This window comes from Paraburkholderia sp. Cpub6, from assembly GCF_014201065.1.
Classification (GTDB): Bacteria; Pseudomonadota; Gammaproteobacteria; order Burkholderiales; family Burkholderiaceae; genus Paraburkholderia; species Paraburkholderia tuberum.
Map to the genome: position 1 here is coordinate 124,246 of NZ_JACHDM010000005.1, position 20,455 is coordinate 144,700.

At 55.7% G+C, this 20,455-nt stretch carries 9 protein-coding genes; all 9 read left to right on the forward strand.

Annotated elements, in window-relative coordinates:
- Window positions 1-268: 268 nt before the first annotated feature.
- The 9 genes from dpdE (at window position 269) to HDG33_RS11670 (ending at window position 20,442) form a co-directional block, all read left to right on the forward strand.
- Window positions 269-3,550 carry a protein DpdE gene (gene dpdE / locus HDG33_RS11630; RefSeq protein WP_184026129.1) on the forward strand — a complete coding sequence of 1,094 codons (3,282 nt, stop codon included), beginning with the start codon at window positions 269-271 and terminating at the stop codon, window positions 3,548-3,550.
- Window positions 3,547-6,141: a protein DpdF gene (gene dpdF, locus HDG33_RS11635; RefSeq protein WP_184026136.1), complete on the forward strand. Its 2,595-nt coding sequence runs from the start codon at window positions 3,547-3,549 to the stop codon at window positions 6,139-6,141. The genes dpdE and dpdF overlap by 4 nt, the downstream gene beginning before the upstream one ends.
- Window positions 6,138-7,067 (forward strand): protein DpdG, encoded by a 930-nt coding sequence (dpdG, locus tag HDG33_RS11640; RefSeq protein WP_184026139.1) that lies wholly within the window; start codon window positions 6,138-6,140, stop codon window positions 7,065-7,067. Before dpdF ends, dpdG begins: the two co-directional genes overlap by 4 nt.
- Complete coding sequence (gene dpdH, locus HDG33_RS11645) at window positions 7,064-10,165, forward strand: protein DpdH (protein ID WP_184026142.1); 3,102 nt, start codon at window positions 7,064-7,066, stop codon at window positions 10,163-10,165. The genes dpdG and dpdH overlap by 4 nt, the downstream gene beginning before the upstream one ends.
- On the forward strand, window positions 10,156-10,872 hold the full coding sequence (gene dpdI, locus HDG33_RS11650) for a protein DpdI (RefSeq protein ID WP_184026144.1): 717 nt from the start codon (window positions 10,156-10,158) through the stop codon (window positions 10,870-10,872). The genes dpdH and dpdI overlap by 10 nt, the downstream gene beginning before the upstream one ends.
- Window positions 10,873-10,890: 18 nt before the next feature.
- The gene (dpdJ, locus tag HDG33_RS11655; RefSeq protein WP_184026148.1) at window positions 10,891-15,459 is read left to right on the forward strand and encodes a protein DpdJ; all 4,569 of its coding nucleotides are present in this window, start codon (window positions 10,891-10,893) and stop codon (window positions 15,457-15,459) included.
- The gene (dpdK, locus tag HDG33_RS11660; protein ID WP_184026151.1) at window positions 15,456-15,989 is read left to right on the forward strand and encodes a phospholipase D-like domain-containing protein DpdK; all 534 of its coding nucleotides are present in this window, start codon (window positions 15,456-15,458) and stop codon (window positions 15,987-15,989) included. The genes dpdJ and dpdK overlap by 4 nt, the downstream gene beginning before the upstream one ends.
- Window positions 15,986-18,250, forward strand: a complete 2,265-nt coding sequence (dpdD, locus tag HDG33_RS11665) for a protein DpdD (RefSeq protein WP_184026154.1) — start codon at window positions 15,986-15,988, stop codon at window positions 18,248-18,250. Before dpdK ends, dpdD begins: the two co-directional genes overlap by 4 nt.
- 539 nt (window positions 18,251-18,789) lie before the next feature.
- Complete coding sequence (locus tag HDG33_RS11670) at window positions 18,790-20,442, forward strand: hypothetical protein (protein WP_184026157.1); 1,653 nt, start codon at window positions 18,790-18,792, stop codon at window positions 20,440-20,442.
- The last annotated feature ends 13 nt before the right edge of the window (window positions 20,443-20,455 follow it).

Below are 20,455 nucleotides of genomic sequence, written 5' to 3' on the forward strand. Positions count from 1 at the left end.
CGACGTCGCGCCTTCTCTGCATGTAATCGTGATGCTCACCGCATACTCCTGACCGCGTCGCAATCTCGAGAAATAGCACTCTGCGCGACTCCTCTCAGGAGTCGTTGCTTCTTCCAAGAATATATCTTGTCAGATTATATAGTCCGCGGGCATAGTTGGTTGTTGTCTACGGACCTCGGGGGTGGGTTCGAGAGAAAGGCGGGTTCCGAGAATGTTCGGCCCGCTGGCGGACGACGCGGACAACAAATTCACGTAAGCAAGGTTGACGATGTTCTGTTTGCTAACAGATGCTGAAAAAGACGGCTTGGGTAAGGTCATCCAGCGGGAAGGCTCGCGGGCTGTAGTCGAGTATTTCGACGCCCCGGTTGTTGGGGGGCGGCATTTGGTGGAAGTTCCACTTTCGTCAATCAAGGCGAAGCGACTGGGACGTAATACTCGTGTTTACACTTACAACGAGCTCTCAAACCAGTGGCGCATCGGACGGGTACGGGAAGACGACGGGGAAGGCGTCGAAGTCCGCTTCGCTAACAAGATCGACGTCTATTTGGACTACAACCAGGTCTTCGTCCGTTGGAAGCGCCCGATTCAGGATCCCGTCGTTTTCCTGGGTAAGTTCGTTACCGAGACGCCGCAGTACGCAGAGGCACGTTCCGGTTTTCTAAGAAATTATCTCTACCAAAGGGGCAATGCGTTTGGAATCTCTGCGTTGCTTTCCTCATCCATTGAGTTAGAACCTCACCAGGTCGACGTCGTGCGGCGCGTCTTGACCGATCACTCCCAGCGTTATCTGCTTGCCGACGAAGTCGGCCTTGGCAAGACGATTGAAGCAGGGATCGTCATTAGACAAGCAGTGCTCGACGACCTTCGTAAGCATCGAATTCTTGTTCTGGTTCCGCATGCCTTGGTGAACCAATGGCGGGAAGAATTGATCGTTCGCTTTGGTCTGCGCGACTTCCTTGACGATTCAGTATTTGTTCTTCCCCTGGAAGATAACGAGGATTTACGTGAAGTTCTGCGCGACCTGTCCTTGCTTGTCATCGACGAAGCGCATCACCTGGCCGATCCTCATGCTGACGATAAGATGCAAGGAATGTACCGCCGTATTAGTGACGTGGCGCGAAACACTGACCGCTTGCTTCTGTTGTCGGCCACGCCCATCCTTCGCAACGAAGCTGGCTTCCTTCGCATGTTGCACTTGCTTGATCCAGTCGTGTATCCGCTCGATGACCTGGATAAATTTCGCGCGAAGATCCTCAACCGTCAGGCATTGGCCGAGACTGTAGCTGCGCTCGAACCCTCCAATTCCTTGTTCATGGACGCGGCCCTCGATGATCTGATTGTTCGCGTACCGAACGACCCACGCTTGGTACAGTTGACGCATGCGCTGAGAGAGAAATTACTTGATCTGCCAGACGAAAACGACGCGCAGTTTTGCGTGGCCGTGCGGCAATTACGCGCTCATCTTTCTGAAACCTATCGCCTCAATCGGCGCATCTTGCGCAACCGTCGTAGCCATGTCGAGGGGCTCACGCCCGAACGAAAAGGATCGCAAGTTTGGGCGGTACTGAGATCGCCGATGATTCGTCTGGAATCGACCCTGGAAGACTGGCGCATTGGGGCCTTGCTGTCAGGTTCAAACGATTCAACTGTCTCGCAGGAACTCGAGGCGTTTTACTGGAAAGCGGTTTCTGCACTATCGGAGGATCTGAGTGCATTTTGCCGACTTTGCGCGGAGCGGCGAGGCGGTATTGCGCGTGTCCCCTGTGCGTCTTTCGAGGGAGAGCACGAACTCCTCGATGCCCTCATTGCTGCCATTGACGTGGAGGAATGGATGCAAGCCCGCCTCAACCGGTTGCGTGAGGGACTACGCTCGCTCCCGGATTTGGCCAAAGCGGTGATCTTTTGCGCCAACGGGAGTGCCGCGGACGAAGTATTTATGTCCCTAAATTACCACCATATCGCCGTGGTAAGGCATGACGTTGGCGAGATCGGAATTGAAGATAGTCAGCACGCTTGGCGCGAGTTTCTGACGAACCCAGAAATCCGGGCCATTGTATGTGACCAGGATGCGGAAGAGGGTATCAACCTGCAGGGCGGCAACAAGGTAGTCGTGCACTTCGACCTTCCTCTGCAACCAAATCGCATCGAGCAACGCTTAGGGCGCGTGGATCGTTACGGCTCTGGCGCACCCGTTCCGTCTTACGTGCTACTCGATGAACACGCGCCACTGCAAACGGCATGGTTCAACGTTGTGGACCAAGGTTGGGGCGTCTTCGATCGGTCCATCTCGAGCTTGCAGTATCTGGTTGAGGCAGAGTTGAGTACTTTGGCAGGGACCCTTATCCATGGGGGCGTCGAAGCACTCGACGCTCTGCGGGACAGATTAGCCGGTCCCTCAGGATTGGTGGAGCACGAGATCAAGTTAATCGACCAGCAAGATGCCCTCGACCAGTTGTCGCAGGTGGTTGAATCGGATCTGGATGATTTGTTTGAGGTCGACGGAGAATGGAAAAGATTTCGCGAAGCAATGTTGTACTGGATCGAGGACACGCTCCTGTTTCGCAAGGTGGACGAACCTCGTCGGCCCGGCACCCATCCCGTCGACGTCCCTTTCCGATTGCATTACTGCTCGCCCGATGCTGATAACGCTTCGCCAACGCTCATTTCCTCGTCTGGGTTTATAGACGACTTTTTGGGGGCGATCGACTTTGAGGCTCCTGGCAGTTGCTCGACCCGGCCGCAATCTTATCCATATCTCGTGCATCGCCCCACCGCTGTCAAACGCGGAATCCGGCCCCTGCGTTACGGCACAGAGTTCATTGAGGCCATCAAATCGTTCTCTGACCTGGATGACCGCGGTCGCAGTTACGCAATGTGGCGGCAGGTATTTGACGAATTCTCTCCTTCCGAAATCCGGATCTGCTTCCGCTTCGATTTTGTGGTCGAGACATGTTTGAACGAAGCGCTGATTGTCGCCGCCGACAATGGCCAATCGAGCGAGGTGTTGCACGCCGTCTCGATGCGACGGGGTGACACCTTGTTTCCCCCGGAGGTGATGCAAGTCTGGGTGGACGAAGAGGGAGATGAACTAGCCACGGGATTTGTCGAGCGCTTCTTATCGCCTGAATATGCAAAACAGGGTGGGAATGGCTACATCGACAAAAATCTCGGTCTACCTTATCTGCGCGCATTCCAGAGGATGGCACCGGATACCTTCGCTAACTGGGGTGAACGCTGCCAGCGAACGCGCGATTACGCGCTCACTATAGTTATGAAGAGGCCAGAATTGAAAGAGCGGCAGCACCGAGCGTTGGAACGGGCGTTTGCGGAAGAGGACATCCGCTACGCTCAGTTGGAGACCCGGATACAGTCGCTGAATGGCATTGAAGCACAGGCCGAGGCGCGGCAACTTGAGCTCGAGCACACGCTTAACGAAACCCTTCATCGTGGTATTTCGTCGCCATCTGTGAAAGTCGACGTTGCTGGCGTGGTCTTCCTGACTAGTGAACCTGTTTCGCTCATCGAACGCTTCATCCGGGAAGACGCATGAGTTTCAGCTTTGATGAATTGCAGGCTTTGCTCGCGAACTGGCCAGCCGCCGATGGTTGGCCGGAAAGGGCAGATGACAGCGTGCTGGACCGGCTATGTCAAGTGCTGAGCGCAGCGCGCGCTCAACCTGGCAATACGGCATGGCATGCCGACCTTCAACCCTTATTACGGCAGGTCTTGCTTCGCGCCAGCGACAGTGCTGGCAAAAGTGTCCGGCTGCGAGTCCCTGCCGGTCAGGGATGGCCCGACCAGCCCAGTTGGGGCTACCACGGTGTAGAAGTAATTGAGGCCGGCCCTTCCGCCTATTTGCTAACTGCGGCCGCATGGCATCCGGAGTGGCTGGGTGGCGCGACGGATGGAGTGTTCGCGGCTGCTTTTTCCGACAAAAACGTGCGTCGTATCACGCATTGTGATGCGGATCCTTTTATTACGGATGCCACGGGCTTTGCTAACTATTCTTCCCTTGGTCAGTGTGAGGCTGTGCGTGCCACCTTTTTGATCCCGGAAGGCGACACCCTTATGGTCAATTTGCCCACGGGGTCCGGCAAAAGCTTGGTCGGGCAGGCACCTGCTTTGGTCAATAAAGAAGATGGACATTTGACCATCTTCGTCGTGCCGACGGTCGCGCTTGCTCTGGATCAAGAGCGCGCCATGCAGCAACTATTTCGTAGCAGCGGTCCTGCCCGTCCGGATTGGCCCCTGGCCTGGTATGGCGGACTGTCGAAAGAACAGCGTCTGGGGGTACGTCAACGCCTGCGCAACGGCACACAACGCATCCTTTTTACTTCGCCGGAAGCACTGACCACCTCGCTGCTATCTGCCGTATCAGACGCCGCAAGCGCCGGCATGCTGCGTTACTTCGTTATTGATGAGGCACATCTGGTCACACAGTGGGGGGATGGTTTCCGTCCGTCGTTTCAGGCGTTGGCGGGGCTACGCCACACGCTGCTGCGGCTGTCGCCAAGTGGTTTCCGTACATTGCTGATGAGCGCGACTTTCACAGAAGAAACGGTGGAGACATTGGCGAGCTTGTTCGGTCCCGCTGATCGTGTGCAAATGGTATCGGCGGTGCACCTTCGTCCGGAACCGCAATATTGGTTCTATAAGGCTTCCTCGGCGCAGGAGAAGGAGAAGAGAGTCCTCGAAGCGCTTCGCCATGCGCCGCGACCGTTTATTCTCTATGTCACAAAGCGCGAGGAGATCAGGCACTGGAACAATGTTTTGCGTTCCCGGGGAGGCCTCCACCGTCTTGCTACATTCGATGGCGGGACACCGGATGGCGAACGGCAGCGCATCATCAAGGAGTGGTCCGCCAATCGCATTGATGGCATCGTCGCTACATCAGCGTTCGGGGTTGGACTCGATAAACTTGATGTGCGAACAGTGATCCACGCAACGATTCCCGAGACTCTGGATCGTTACTACCAGGAGGTTGGCCGCGGCGGCCGCGATGGCAAATCGTCGGTCAGCCTGCTCGTGTTCGATGATTCCGACTGGACTCTGCCGGAGCGTCTCGCAAAACCAATGATCATCTCCGATGAACTTGGATTCGGCCGTTGGAAGGCCATGTATCAGTCGCGTTCCTCAACCACGGAAGAGGGCCTATTGGCGATTAACATCGACGCAGTACGTGAAGGGTTGCCGGGGGGCAGCGAATACAACGTGAACTGGAACATGCGCACCCTCATCCTCATGGCGCGCGCCGGTCTCATCGCATTGGAAATTGAGGTCAACCGTGATGAGTTGGATGCGGACTCAGCGGAGAGTGCTTCCTCGATGTTGGCGGCAATGGCGAACGTTCGCGTGCGGATTCGCAATGATGGTCACCTTATACCTCAAATTTGGGAGGCCGCTGTCAGTGCTTCGCGCGGCAAGACGCTAAAGGCGGCCGAGCGGAATTTGCAAATGATGCGGCAACTGCTGCCCAGTTCCATTGGACTGAATCAGCAAATCGGTCAGGAAGTAGGTGCCACGCTTACAGAGTTGTACCGCGTGCTTTCCATGCGTTGGCCGGTCCAGGTGACACGAGTGTGCGGCGGTTGCCCAATGGACGGCTTTGAGGCTAGAAATCGCGCGGACTATGCTGAACCGACGGTGGTACCCGTCAGTCGCGTTTCGCCGACGCCTATCGATGCCTGGCGCGAGAAATTTCCGTGGGTGAATCCTGCCTTCGCCTACCTGTTCTACGACGAGAGCCGTCCCCCGGCCGACACCCGGCAGTCCATCCTGCAATTTGCCACATGGCTGGTCCATTCGTGCGGAGTACGTGAGCTTGCAGTGCATCCCGCATCGGCACTGACGCAACTTCCTGAGTGGAACCGATTGTTCCAATTCGCTCGAGACCGCGTGCTGTTGCATCGGTCAATTTTGGATAGCGAGATGGAACCGTATTCGCCACTGGCCCGCCTGACGATCCTTGAACCCGATTTGTCATTTGACTTCGTCCAACACATTCAGATGCTTCAGCGACCGGTTCACGTCGTTGCGTTGCCGCTTGGCATGGCCGACCCCAGCAATAGCTCGCGTCGTCTTGCCGACGTCAGCCCAAATGCATTGCATCTTGAAAATGTCATTCGCGTGATCACCCAATGAGTATCCTCAATCTTCAATCGGATGGCTTGCCGTCAATCCTCCTTACGATGGCCAGAGTCATCGCTCAAAGCAAAGGCATTTCCCGCGATGATCTGTTCAGCATTTGCTTGCCACAGTCCGGTTCGATGAAGGACGGTGATAAAGATCTGGCTGTCCGGGCACGCGCGACGCTTTCGCGTTGGACCAATCTAGGTTTGTTTGCCGAGGAAGGCGATCAGATCCGAGTGACAGTGGGTATGACGAGGGGAGAGTCGATCGACGCGTTCACCGATCGCTTACCTGACATATGCCGAGGTCTCGCTCTGAGTCAGGAGAACTGCGAGCCATTGTGGCCAACCGATGGCACTGTCTCGGAAGAGACGGCGGGCCGTACTGCCGACTTGTGCCGAGGGTTGGCTTGGTGCCTGGCACAGGATATGTACGATCTACGAACAAGTTCGCCAGGTGAGATCAACAGTTTGCTCACGACCCAGATTGAGGCGGGGCGCTCTATTTTTCTAAACGACACGCGTTGGAATGGCTTTCGAACCTGGGCAAGATTTCTTGGTTTTGCCACCGGTGACGACTCAAGCTTCTTCTTGGACGCGACGGTGGCCGTGCGTTGGGCTTTGACTCAGATCATGCAACCAGATGAATCCGTAAATGCGTCAGAGTTTGTTTCCAGGCTGGCAGAATGCCTACCCGTTTTAGATTCTGGCGTCTATCGCAGAGAGGTAGAGCAGGCGTTGAAGAACGAGTCATGGAAAGGACCGATGCCCGGATACCTGTCCACTTCGCTGTCTTTCGCTTTGCAGCGCTTACAGAAGCAGAAAACGATCGGGTTGGTGAGGTTGGCTGATGCGAGTTCGCAACTGACACTCGTCGGCCAAGGGGGGCGGGCATGGGAGAGCTTTACACATGTTCGCTTGATGAAGGATGCATCATGAGCCTGCTAAATTATTGGCCTACGGACGAAGAAGTCAACCTCTGCATCAACCATGAAGCAGAGGGCGCGCACGATGCTGTTCTCCTGGCCGTACATCAACCCTCGCCGCTGACCTATCAACTGGCATCGACGACGTTGACGTCATCCGGAGAGAAGGTTGTCTCGAACGAGGATGAGCTTTTCAAATACCTGATCACGAAAGATGTGCCATCCGGTGCCCACGTGGTCCCTATCACCGGGGAATCCGGTGTCGGGAAATCCCACATGGTTCGCATACTGGCAGCCCGTCTGCAAAGCGTGAATGAGGACGGTCGCTATGTCATGATCCGCATCCCGAAGAGCGCAAGCCTGCGGAAGGTCGTAGAGCTTATCCTGGATAAGTTGTCGGGAGATGAATACGCCAAAGTAAAGGCTGAATTTGCAAAAGCACTTTCCGAAGTCAACGTCGACACTGCAGTCATCAATTTCCAGAGCCAACTCGATATTGCACTTGGTGAAGTGGCAAAGGAACTGCGATCCAAGGTTCAAGCCGATCCAGGCAATTCTGCACTGAAGGAGCAATTCGGGCACGCGGTAAATCTGCCCAAATTCATAGGCGATCCTTTGCTGGTCGACTACTTCCGGAGCGAGATATTTCCAAAGTTCGTTCAGCGCGCAGTAGGTGGGGCTAAAACAACGGAGCCAGACGCACGTATTGAGGATTTCCATGCCGATGACTTCCTGCTGCCGTCTTCTATCGAAATTACCAAGGCGGCATTACCGACACAGTCTTACTACACGCGCAATCTCCTGATTAGAGAGGGAGAAGGTCGACGTGCGGTGGCGCGTCTCCTCAACGACAATAATGTTGTCGACTTGGCGATTGGTCAGTTGTTCAAGCTACAGGAATCGTTGGGTGGAATGACTTTGCAGGAAGTCATCCTTGAGATTCGCCGTCTGCTGCTCAAGCAAGGCCGTGAACTGGTGATTCTGGTTGAAGACTTCAAAGCGTTGACGGGTATCCAGGACACGCTGCTCAATGTGCTGATCCAGGAGGGCGTGCGCGAAGGAACTAGGGAACTGGCCACTATGCGTTCAGTCATAGCCGTGACTGATGGCTATCTGCGAGAGAAAGATACGATCGCTACCCGAGCTAAGCGCGTATGGAAAGTGGAAAGTCATTTGTCCAGCGACGCCGAAGTCTTACGTCGCACAAAGGCATTGGTCGCCTCGTACTTGAACGCCGCGCGTTGGGGGTACCGCGAACTGGTGCTTCAATTTGAACGAGATGGTGGTGCGCGGTCCGGGCAGCATGTGCGGATTGGGCCCTACGTCGATGACGATGCCGGCGATTCTGCTGTTCTGACTGCTTTCGGGGTGGAGGGTGAAATTCCACTTTTCCCGTACACAGATAATGCCATCGAACAATTGGCGCGCAGTACGCTTACGCAAAACAACGCCTTGGTCTTTACGCCGCGCTTCATCATTGACAACATTTTGCGTGCTTTGCTGCTGCCGGGTAGACCCGCTTTTGAGCGTGGGCAGTTCCCTCCGCCGGACATCAATGCGCCAACGACGAATGCAGAGGTTACCCAGTGGATCGCTTCGTTGGCAGTGTCAAATGAAGTGCGGGAGCGCTATCGACGCGTCGTCGCAATCTGGGGCAATGGACCGAACAAGCCAGCGGAAATTGGCTATATCCCGAAAGAGGTATTCGACGCGTTCAGACTGGATCGACCTAACGTCGATTTTCGTCCGCCTCCTTTACCCAAACCAATCGTCGATGACACGCCGAGGCCGACAACAGAGACAAAACCGGATGACGATTATCTGACGGAGGCCCTCGAAAAGTGGGTGCAGAAAAATGAGCGGCTCCCTCAGTTGCTGGCAAACCAGATCAGGCATTCAATCGCATCCGCTCTTAACGCGCGAATCGATTGGCCCGCGGAGCGCTGCGCGAAATCCGCGATCAACAATAAACAGATATCCATTCCTAACGCCTTCGGTAACTCTGGTCTTGCAGTTGAGGTAGTCGAGGTCGCACCAGATAACACTGATCCTACCGGGCAGGTGCGAGCGGAGCTGGCGGCCGTGACTCGTTTCTACCATCTGAATGCGAGCAAGACGGATTACTTGGGAGTGGATGACGACCTGGTCTGGATCGGTAGCCTGACCGACCGATTGATGTCACAGGCGTTGGCGCTCGTACGGGCCAGCATGTGTCAGAAACTCGGTGTTGCGACTCGTCTTCTCTCCACTAACAGCCGAATTCTAGGTTTAATCGAACGGGGGCGCACCCCCGCAAGTCTAGCTTCTTTCCTATTCGGCGAACCGCTCATCCCTCAACGGTTGCCCGAGGGGGCGCCCACGGAGTTCAGTGATTGGCGAGCCATGCAGGAAGAGGCGCTGCGGATTCGTCCCGAACTGATGCAACTTGTTACCTCCTTCTGCGGGAGTTTTCAAGGTGACGGCAAAACCGCCTACGCCACGGATATGGTTAGAGTGACGGAATGCTTGTTGCCAGAAAGCGAGTCGATCGACCTCAACACTCTCAACACGCTTTCCGCCGATTTGAAGCAGGCCGTGCAGGCGATGAGTGAACCGCGAGTGAAGGCCTTGGCACGCAAAGTATCACAAAAAGCGACCAACAACCGGACCAACGTGACTGCAGAACTCGGTGACACTTTCGACAAGCAAGCGGTAACAGAAGAGCTTAAGGCGTTGGCTGACCAACTGAAAGACTCCGGAGTCTGGAACACGGATGAGATAGGCGTGAGTCACATCGCCTTTAGAACTCTATGTGATGAATTTCGGAGTTGCGCATTGCGCGAGGCGCTATCCGTACTTGCGGCTTCTGGTGAAGGCGAAGAAGGGGCGAACGAGAGCCAGTTGGTCAGTCGTATGGGCCGATTTGATATTCATCCTGTCCTCGTAGCGTCGCGGTTCGTTGAGACTGCACATAAGGTTGTGCGCGCCGCGGAGAAGCGGGCCAAGTCTTTGGAGGAGCAGTTCAAGGGCGTAGACCCTCAGGCAAAGGCAGGGGAGATTCAGGCGTTGTTTCAGCACCTCGTAAATGAGCTGAACGCCTTGGGAACTGAAGGAGAAACAGCATGCTTCTAAACGATGCACAGAACGTCCGATCGCGCTTGGCACAGGCGGAAGCCGCCAGTGTCAACATCGAGGAAGCGGATGCGCTGGCGAGCAAGAAGAAAGAGTTGGACGAGTACAGTGCGCGAATCGTCATGCTGACGCGCCGCTATACCTTGCTTCGGAACGAGGGTATTCAACTCACGGCATTGGAGAAACTCGACGAAGCCCGGCTACTTATTAGCCAGATCAGGGACCGCTTTGCGGAGTCGCCTAAGTCCAGCACCCTGGTAGACAAGAAGCGCTGGAGCAAGTTGATTTCGACGCTCACCGAGTTCGCGGTCTCGGCGGAGACGCAGCAGAAATTGGACTGGAAAACCTATTTCAGCAGCAAACTGTTTGGCGGAGTCCCTCCCGAACAGCGCAAGCAAACCATCATGCAGACTCTGCCAGAGAATCGGAATGCGTTGGATCGCTATACATCCTTGTATCAGCGTTTCAACCAACATCGCATTACTGTACCCAGTAGTATCGAGGCATTGCGTGAGGTGCAGGATTGTTCGAAGCGCCTGGCGGAAATTCGGTTTGTCGAGAACGACGACGTGCCACAATCGGTAAGGGCATTTTTCAATGCCACGTCCACCGTGGGAGGGGCCAGTTTGGACTTACTGACCTCGGAGGTTGTTGATTGGCTGCGCACAAACAAGATGCTGGTCAACTACGTTGTGCGGGCACGGTAATCGAACAGGATGGTCATTTTGGAAGCACGTGAACGCTTTCTTGCCTCGGTGTTGGATCGCATCGAAGAGCGTGAAGCAAGGCTGCTGGCATGGGGCATTGTCGACGGCGCCTTCAGCCATGATGAGATCAGCGACTTGCTTAACCCGCTGATCGACGAAGCCATTAACGATGGACTGGAAGACTTTTTTTCTGCCGAGGAGGTTCTGTCGGAACTACGGCAGCGTAAATGGATTACCGAGGTGCCCAGAAGTGGTGGCGACGCCGCCTACCGATCACGCATGGCGGAAACTGTGCGCTTACTGCAGCGTTTGCGGCAACTGTTCCCGAAGCACGCGGGTCCTACTGGTTGGCAGCAGGCCCCGGGGTTAGTTGCCGACTTCCGCTTTCTGCGTCGTCGTCGTCGCTATCCGGCACGTGACATTTCGGTTGAGCAGGCGCTCGGGATGATAGGCGAGGTTGCCCCGAGTCCGGTGCTGCTGGCGGCGGTGCAAGCGCTACTAACGCCGAGTGATCGTCCTGTGCGACTGTCTGGCTTTCAAGTACGTGCGGCCCAGCGGATTTTGCGCGGCATCGAAACCGGGAAGGAGTTGGCGACCATTGTTTGTGCTGGCACTGGCAGCGGTAAGACTCTTGCCTTCTACCTACCTGCTCTAGCGTCGATTTACCGCCACGTGCTGGTGGAGGGCAAGTCCGAGCGCTGGGTCAAGGTTGTCGCCCTATATCCCCGCACCGAACTGCTTAAGGATCAATTGCGCGAAGTGTTGCAGCGCATCCGCAGCATGCGTGCCGGTTTGCCGCAAAAGGATCAGGTGATTAGCGTCGGCGCGCTCTATGGCGATACACCGCACTCGGCGCAGTTTTGTGAATGGCCAAAGATTGGAGACGATCGGGTTTGTCCGAGTCTTGCATGCCTCGACTGTGGCGGCGAACTGCGCTGGCTGCACAAGGATCGTAGCGAGGGCCGCGAGCGTTTGGTATGCGCTACTTGCGAAGCAATCTTGGACGGCGCCGTGTTCCCGCTTACGCGGAAATCGCTTAAGAGTGCCGTACCTGACATCCTGTTCACCACCACCGAGATGCTTAACCAACGCCTCCCGGATACATCGATGATGCATCTGTTCGGTGTCGGACCAAAAGCGTTGCATCCGCCGGAACTGGTGCTGATGGATGAGGTGCATACATATGAGGGCAAGCACGGTGCGCAGGTCGCCTATCTAATGCGGCGCTGGCAGCGACTACTCGAGCAACCACTGCGCTTCGTCGGCCTGTCGGCGACCTTACGCGAAGCGTCGCAGTTCTTCGCTATGCTTACCGGTTGCCGCACCAACCTTGTAGACGAAGTGTCGCCCCTTGCCGATGAGATTGAGTCCGAGGGCGCGGAATACATGATCGCCCTGCGCGGCGATCCAGTCTCGCGCACCGCACTGCTGTCTACCACCATCCAAACTGCGATGTTGCTGCAACGCTGCCTCGACCCAAAAGCGGCGCGGCCGGAACAGTCAATCAGTCGCGGTATGTTCGGCCAGCGCACCTTTGTCTTTACCGACAACCTGGACGTAATCAATCGCCTGTATTTCGACTTGCTCAGTGCGGAAGGTCGCAATAGCTATGGCGACCCCGATATACGTCATGCGCGCGACGGCGGCCTGGCCATTCTGCGCGAAACTGGATCTTCGCACTTGCGCTATGCGAACGGGCAAGACTGGCGCTTCTGTCAAGACTTACATCAGGGACTTAAGGAGCGACTCGTCGTCAAGCGGGTCAGCTCGCAGGATCGCGGTGTTGATGCCGGCGCGGACGTAATCGTTGCTACTGCTGTACTGGAGGTGGGGTTTGACGATCCGGTGGTCGGCGCGGTGATTCAGCATAAAGCGCCACGTGGCACGGCAGGGTTCCTGCAGCGCAAGGGGCGCGGCGGCCGCACGCGCGGCATGCGGCCTTGGACGGTAGCCGTGCTGTCTGATTATGGCCGCGATCGCGCTGCGTACCAGAGCTATGACCTGCTATTCGATCCGGAATTGCCGGTCCGTACACTGCCCATGGCGAACCGATACATCACGCGCATGCAAGCGGTGTATGCCACCATCGACTACTTGGCACTTAGACTGCAGGACGCTCCCGCAGGTAGCGTATGGACCGACCTCACCGGTGGCGACAATAACTACAACGCACAGCGAACCCAGCGACTGCTACGCGAACTACGTAACATACTCGAGACCGAAACTGGTACCCGGCGTCTGGCCGAATACCTGCGGCGTGCGTTGCGTCTATCTGAGGAGGAGTTGTCGGCGCTATTGTGGGAGTATCCGCGACCGCTGCTGACCACTGTGCTGCCGACTGCGCTACGACGCCTCGCGAGCCACTGGAGTGCCGACGGTAAGCCGCAGCAGGATTATCATGCCTTCAACAATCCGCTCCCGGACTTCATTCCGGGCTCTCTTTTCGCCGACCTTAACTTAGCCGAGGTCACGATCGATCTGCCAAGTGCAGATTCCGCAAGTCCTTTCAATGCCCCCGCGATGTCGGTCTACGCCGCTTTGCGCGAGTTTGCGCCAGGTCGCGTCAGCCGGCGCTATGGCGTGCGCTACCGCACCGAGCGCCACTGGATCGCGCCATCGCCGGATTTCCAAAGCGGATTGGGCATGTGTGGTGGAGCCTTCGGTCTGGAGGTCGATGGCATTGGCAGCCATGTGCTGCTCGGCCAGTATCTGGTGCGCGGGGATGGGGGGGCAGTAGCACTGCCTGTCTACCGTCCGGTATGCCTGGCACCGAAAGCACCGCCGAAGACGGTGAAAGATTCTTCGAACTCCTCCCTGAAGTGGCATAGCCAGATCGTCGCGACTATCGAACCGGCTTGGCTTTCGCCACCCGCCGGCAGCCTGTGGGCCCAGCTCATCTCCCGTATTGGCTTTTTTACCCACTCGCGCCACGCCCCGGTCGAGGTTCGGCGCTTCGCCGTGGGGGCTTCGGCAGAGATCGGCGTCGGCGCGGAGAAGGTTAAGGTTGACACGGTATTCGAACGTGACGGTCAAGCGGTGGGGTTGGGGGCGCAATACTCCGCCGACAGTATCGTCTTCCAGATCCGTATCCCGCCGGACTTGCACTTGCGCCGTCTGCCCGGCGACGAAGGGAAGTGGCGTGCGTTACGCAGCATCCGATTTGTCGACCTTGCTTGGCGCGGAAAGCGATTGGCCATGGTTGGCAATCCCTTCATGCGAGAGTGGTTGGCGCAGATTTACATGTCTGCGCTGACTTATGAAGCCATGCACAGACAGATTGGTTTGGCCGAGGCCGACGCGTCGATTCGAAGGGGCCAAGCTTCGATCTCGCTAACAGATGTGTTGAGCCTACTATTTCAGTCGCAAGTGGTGGAGGTACAGGGAGACGACGAGACGGCGGCCAGTCCGGATAAGTTGCGTCAGGAACTGAATATCTGCCTACACGATCCGGTCGTGATTGCGGAATTGCACGAGTTTGGTGCCATGCTTTGGGAGCCGATCGATGCAGACTGGGAGTTGTGGCTGCGTGGGGTCTACCATTCCACTCTCGCTGCGGCAATGCTGCGCTCCATTACCGACCTATGCCCAAGCATCGATCCAGAAGACCTGACGGTGGATTTAGACCGTGGTCCGACGTTACCTGATCAGGCCGCCGGCTTCGACCCAGAAGCGGTGGAGGTGTGGTTTACCGAGCGCAGTCCGGGGGGCAACGGACTGATCGAGGAATTTATGCGGCGCTACGCAGAGGATCCGCGCCGTTTCTTCGCCACCGTTCGTGCGAATCTAGGCATGGGGGAGTTTGAGTTGATCGATCACCAACTCAAACAAATGGTCAGCGTGCTGGCTGAGGACGACGGCAGCGGCCGTTCGGAAAGCGCTGCACTTGTACGCCAATTTCGTGCTGCCGAAAGCCAAGAGCAGATGGCACAGTCGTTCCGGCGCCTGCGTCGGGCGCTGATGCAGGAAGGTTTTACGCCTTTCCACGGGTTCTTGGTTGCGCTCGGCAACCGCGTCCTGCGGCCGGGATCGGGACCTGCGACTGATCTCTACCTTTCTCGCGTGCTCGATCTGTGGCAGCGAGAGGAGGCGCGCATTGGCATCGAGGTCGATTTGCGCGTGATGAGTTATTACCTGAGCCAGTCGGACGAAATCGACCGCGTTGTGTCCGACATCGGGGCACCACCCGGCAACGATCGCGTTGCCTGGCGCATCGGCGCTATCTATGGTTTGTTGTGGCCACGCGGTAGGGCGATTCGGCAGTCTGCGCTGCAGATGAGAAATCCCTTCTGCGAGTTGTCAATGATCGAGCGCCTGTTAGTGGTGGAGACAATTGGCGATGATCGTGTCTGCATTTCGCTGCTGGACGAAGACTGGTTACCTCAAACTGCCGAACAACTCATCGCCGGCCGCCAGGTAACGCTAACTTGTCCGGAAGTCGAGCGTGCTCGCCTTGCTGCCGCTCTCAATGCGCTAGTAACCAATTCGGTTGAGTCTGGTTATTTGCGTGCTTATGCTCGTCTTCAGGGTATCCGTCAAACTCAAGCGATGATTGAGGCAGATATCGAACTTGTCGAGGCAGCGCAATGAACATTAGCTACCGGCGAATCTTCAAGAACCAGGCCACAGGTGTCACTACTATCCAGGAATTGCTGCAGACCATGTTCGTGGCTGAAGTGCTGCAACCTGGCGAAGAGATTTGGATCGTGTCTCCTTGGATTAGCAATGTTGTCCTGATCGACAACCGGTCCGGCTGCTTCGACGCCCTCAATCCTGAATGGGGGCGCCGTGAGATTCGCCTTACCGACGTGTTGGCGACGTTGATGAATCACGGCACGAGGGTACATATCGTGACCCGCAGTGAAGCGAGTAACGATGCCTTTCGTTCCCGGATCGCCGATGCGGCGCGCGAGCACGGGCTGGGAGATCAACTCGCGATTCACATCCACGACCAATTGCATACCAAGGGCATCCTGCTTACACGCTGCCTGTTGATGGGTTCCATGAACCTGACCTACTACGGTATGGTGATAAACGATGAGTGGGTCGAGTTCTCGCTCGATCCGCACGATCATGTTCGTACTCGTCTCGAGTTCGCCCGCTACGCGGAGGCCGCATGATCGATGCATTGCCAACTCAGGAACAGTACTGGCTAGAGCGCTTCTTTTCCGGGCGTAACTCGCTGCAGTGGGGCGCCATTGCCGGCAGCACGGCACCAGCAACATGGTTGGAGCAAGTTAGTCCGTGGATTACAGCCTTTACCACCCAAGGCCCCCATTTGCCTATCGTGCTGCCGGTGTTTGATGCGCATGGACCGTGCCAATGGTATGGCATGGCTGCCGATGAGGCTTCGGCAGCTGCATTGACGCAGGAGTTGATCGCTGTCGTCGGTCCCAGTTACAGCGATTTTCGTGGCCAGTCCCTGCAGGCGGAAAGTGATGACGAGATCGAATGCGCTTTGCAGAAGCGTTTTGGCCGTTACGTCTTCCGCTTTGAGCCAGTCGATGGGAGGGCACGCGACGACATTGCCCAAGCCTTGAAGTTGTACCTCAGTTTGTTGGGACGCCGCCCAGACATTCCTGATCGCACGCAACGTCCGTTCGGCAGAATTCGTGCTGAATTTGATTTGGCCTTGTTGGCGGGCAACGAGGCAGACGCGCAGCGCTTGCGCGACGAATTGATTGCCAGTGGCCGTGTCGATGCTGAGCAACAGAAGTACCTGGAAATCCGTATGTTGGCCGGTCTCGGTCGACAGCATCAACTGGCGCACGATTACTCGCTGATCAAAGCGGTTCTGGGCCTGTCTTTACCAGCTCAAATCATTTCCGACCTGGTCGAGGCGCTCTATGCGACTTATATCGCTGCCATTGAGAACGACCCCAATGTCGACACCGTCCTAACTGCCTTTCGGAACGATATCGCGCGTCACTTCGGCCCACTATTTCAGGAGCGAAAGGGCATTCGCCAGCCCAATGTGTTGAAGGCCTTCCTGCTCTACGAACTGGTGCAGGACAAACCGAATGTGACGCGCTGCGAGGCTATTGCTGCCGCCTGTCCAAGTCATGCCGAACGCGAGTTGATCGAGCGTTGGTTCAGCCGTTTGGTGTCGGTCCCACCGGCCCCTTCGGATCGATTTGAATTGGTGCGCCAGGCATTGGCCGATGAGGATTATGAGTTAGCGCTGCGCTTGTCGTTTGAAGCTATCCCCGAAGCATGGACCTACAGTGCGTTGCTGCGCTGCGCCGTGGAGTTGGAGGATGCGCAAATCGCCTGCCGGGTGCTCGAAGCGGTTGGCGCTGCACCCGATGCGGTGCGGGAAAATTGGAAAAAACGCGACCTGGCACGACTGCAGCAGGTGCAGTCGGAGTTCTCAGGCGCTCCCGAGACGCCTAGGGAGACGCAAGCTCGACATGATTCCGACTGGCTGTCCTGGGCTCGCTACGTCGAATCTGGCAGCTACGATCGTCCTCCGTTGCAGATATTGGAGGAGGCACTTACGCGGTGGAACGCTGAGGCCTATGTCTCGGATCCTGAGGCGTGCCGCCAGTTGGCAGAAAAGATTGGCAACGCTAGTGGTGAGGCAGAGAACGTGTTCCGCGATGCTTTCGTGGCCTTGGTGGAATTCTTCGTCGATCGCCCGGCACATCCGGTCCGTGGCTTCATGCCGCTCTACATCACGCTAATCCGCATCGTGGCATGGACCGGAACAGTGTCCGCTAACGAACTTGAGTTGGCCTCTGTCTTGATGCAGGTGATTGTCAGCCTTGGGCCGCCAAAGGACGACTACATAGAGGCGCTTGACGCGTATGCCGAAATACTTGCGGCTAACAAAGCACCCAGCAATGTTGATTGGGCGCTCAATGCGGCCGAGATACTTGCCCTGCAAGCGTCCCCAGACAACGAGTCGGGGCTGCGTTTTTTTGTGGCTGTCGTGGAGATGGCGCGTGCTTATGCCCATCGCATTAATCGGGCGCAATATGCGGTCCTGTCACTACTGGCAAAGGATTATGGCTGTGCCGAATTACTGCAGAGTTTCCCATTTCCAGGTGGCGAACATACTGGACTAGTTGCGCATGCCGACTTCGACGGCTTAATTGGTATCTATACCCTAACTGAGTCCGCCGGGCAGCGCGCCCGGCAACTCCTACTAAAGTTCTTGCCATCGTCTCGGGTGGAGTTAAATGCCGACTTGGTAGCAACCGATAAACTCAAGCATCTGGCGGGAAACGCCGATATCTTTGTCTTTGCTTGGAAAAGCAGCAAACATCAAGCTTATTACGCGGCGAAGGATGCGCGAGGCGACCGGCAAACTCTACTTCCGCTAGGAAAAGGAAGCGCCAGCATCGTGGACTGCGTTTTAGGGGAGCTGAAACTTGTTTGATAGCTTATGACCTCGTTTCACTTGATTCACTGAGGACTTTGGGCGTGTGATCGGCATAGCCGTTAATGTCGAATCATCATGCATGATGGCGGTTCAGCCTCTAACTTTGCGAGGAATTGGGTCTCGTGTTGAGCGGCAGGGGCAGTCCCACTTCGGCCGTTCGCCGTTGCGTCAAGGAGTCGGTGGCCTGCCGGTGATCTCGGTGCTTCAGGTTGGCATACCCTTTTCGAGCTATTGGCGTTGTACGTGACAGTTGGGCGGCGCAGTTTCATACTGGTCACAGAGGTATTACGCCTGCTAGACTTCGGAGAGTTCCTTGTAACCACTCTGAGCGCATTGTCCGGGTGACGCTCGGCGGAGTGAATCCTTTTTGGAGCCGCACTTACCCAAGTTCGATTCTCAGTACGCGAGTTGGGTGCAGTACACATTGTGACGACCGCTAGGGTTGGAACCAAGGCTGTCTAAATCTGCTTTGAGTTGTGGCGCAATCGTGTGCGCTTCTTGGCGGCGCTGTTGGATGTTCGATAGGAGAAGAAATAATGGGCGCGTACGAGTACATTGGCCAGCTATACAAGCAGGGCTCGTCGAAACTAGAACTTGTCAATTTTTGTGCCACAGCTAAAGACATAAAATCGTGGGGGGGAGTGCCAGCGAAGACCGAGCGGTTTCATGGCGGTTTTCAGCGCGCGCTCTCAGAGCGCTATAAGAAAATTACACGATATTTCGATGATGGCCAGTGCTCTCCCACTAGTATTGTCGTTGCCTTCCGACAAGGCGCACTAAAGGTTTCCGAACTTGCGTATCCGAGCACATCGTGGCCGTCTGAAGAAATCCTCAGCGAAAAACCGACTTTTGTGCACCTTGCGCTCAATGTCGATATCGAGGATGAGGATGATATCGCGCTTTCCGAGTTAAGAAAGCGGGTAAGCGAGTTTCTTGCACCACGTTTGCACATTGGCGAAACAAGCGGGCTTGGCGATACCGCCGACACGGAGGCGAGCGAAAACGACGACGATGAATCCACCGATGAAAGTGACGAAGTCTTGCAAAGCGACGGCGTACTTGACGTACCCATTGAGGCCAGTGATGCGGAAGTGCTGGAAGATGCGGATGGTTCTGACGCGGAACTCGATGTCGGCCACTCAAAACTTCGAGCCTTCTATGATTTCATTACAGATGAGAAAAAGATCGAGCAATGGCTGAATGACGCGAATGTCAAGTACGCGCAAATTTCTGCCAAGGTTAAGAAAACACCGAAAGAAAATGATTTTCTGGAGTATTCTCCCGAGCAAAGGCTGAGATACAGTCTTGTTTCGCTTTTGCGCCCCGCAATGATTGTTGACGGGCAGCATCGCGTATGGGGTGCGTACAATTCAAAATCGGCTGGTGACATAAAATTCACGGTTTGCGCGATAAAGGATACCGACTGGATTGAGCAGGTATTTCAATTTGTCGTTTTAAATAAACTCGCACATCCGATATCCCCGGGATTCCTAACAAGCTTGTTAAATACGTCACTTACAAACAGTGAGGTTTCTGAAATAGAGGAGCGTTTTGATGTCATCGGAATAAAGAACGTCGATAGAAAGATTATTAAATATCTTAACCATAACGAGGTAAGCCCGTTCTATCAGATGGTATCTGAACCGTCGGAGCTGCAGGGCGTCGACAATGAGGGGAAGTTATCTGACAAGGGAATGATTCGGCTCGCCAAACGTTGGATCGGTGTTACTCGGGCGAAGAAAGAGTTGGAGATGTTCGTGCCTGCTTTGGGTGTGCCATCGATTTCAGCCGCGCGGAAGAAGTGGGAGAAGGATGAAGCATGGATTGAATATTTCTTTGCTTTCTGGACGTTGCTTAAAAACAAATATCAGGAAGGAGGTGTTTGGGAGAAAAAGACTGGGCATTTGCTCTATATTGTGACAATGAGTGCCATGCAAGATTTGTTTCTTCGGAAGAAAAGTGGTGGAGATGCAGAGTTTAAAAATCTTGAGGACTTCAAGGCGCAGGTTGCAAAATTTTTTGACCGCGTTTTGCCAACATTTTTCATGGATTGGCAATTGACAGGTTTGCAGTCGGGCGACGGTCCAGACTGGATCAAGAAAGGAATTGAAGCATTGCGGGATGGCCAAAGCTTACAGGCCGTTCGCGACACGTCTGAATTGTTCCAAACGCAAAAAAAGAAGAACTGAGACTGATGCAGCG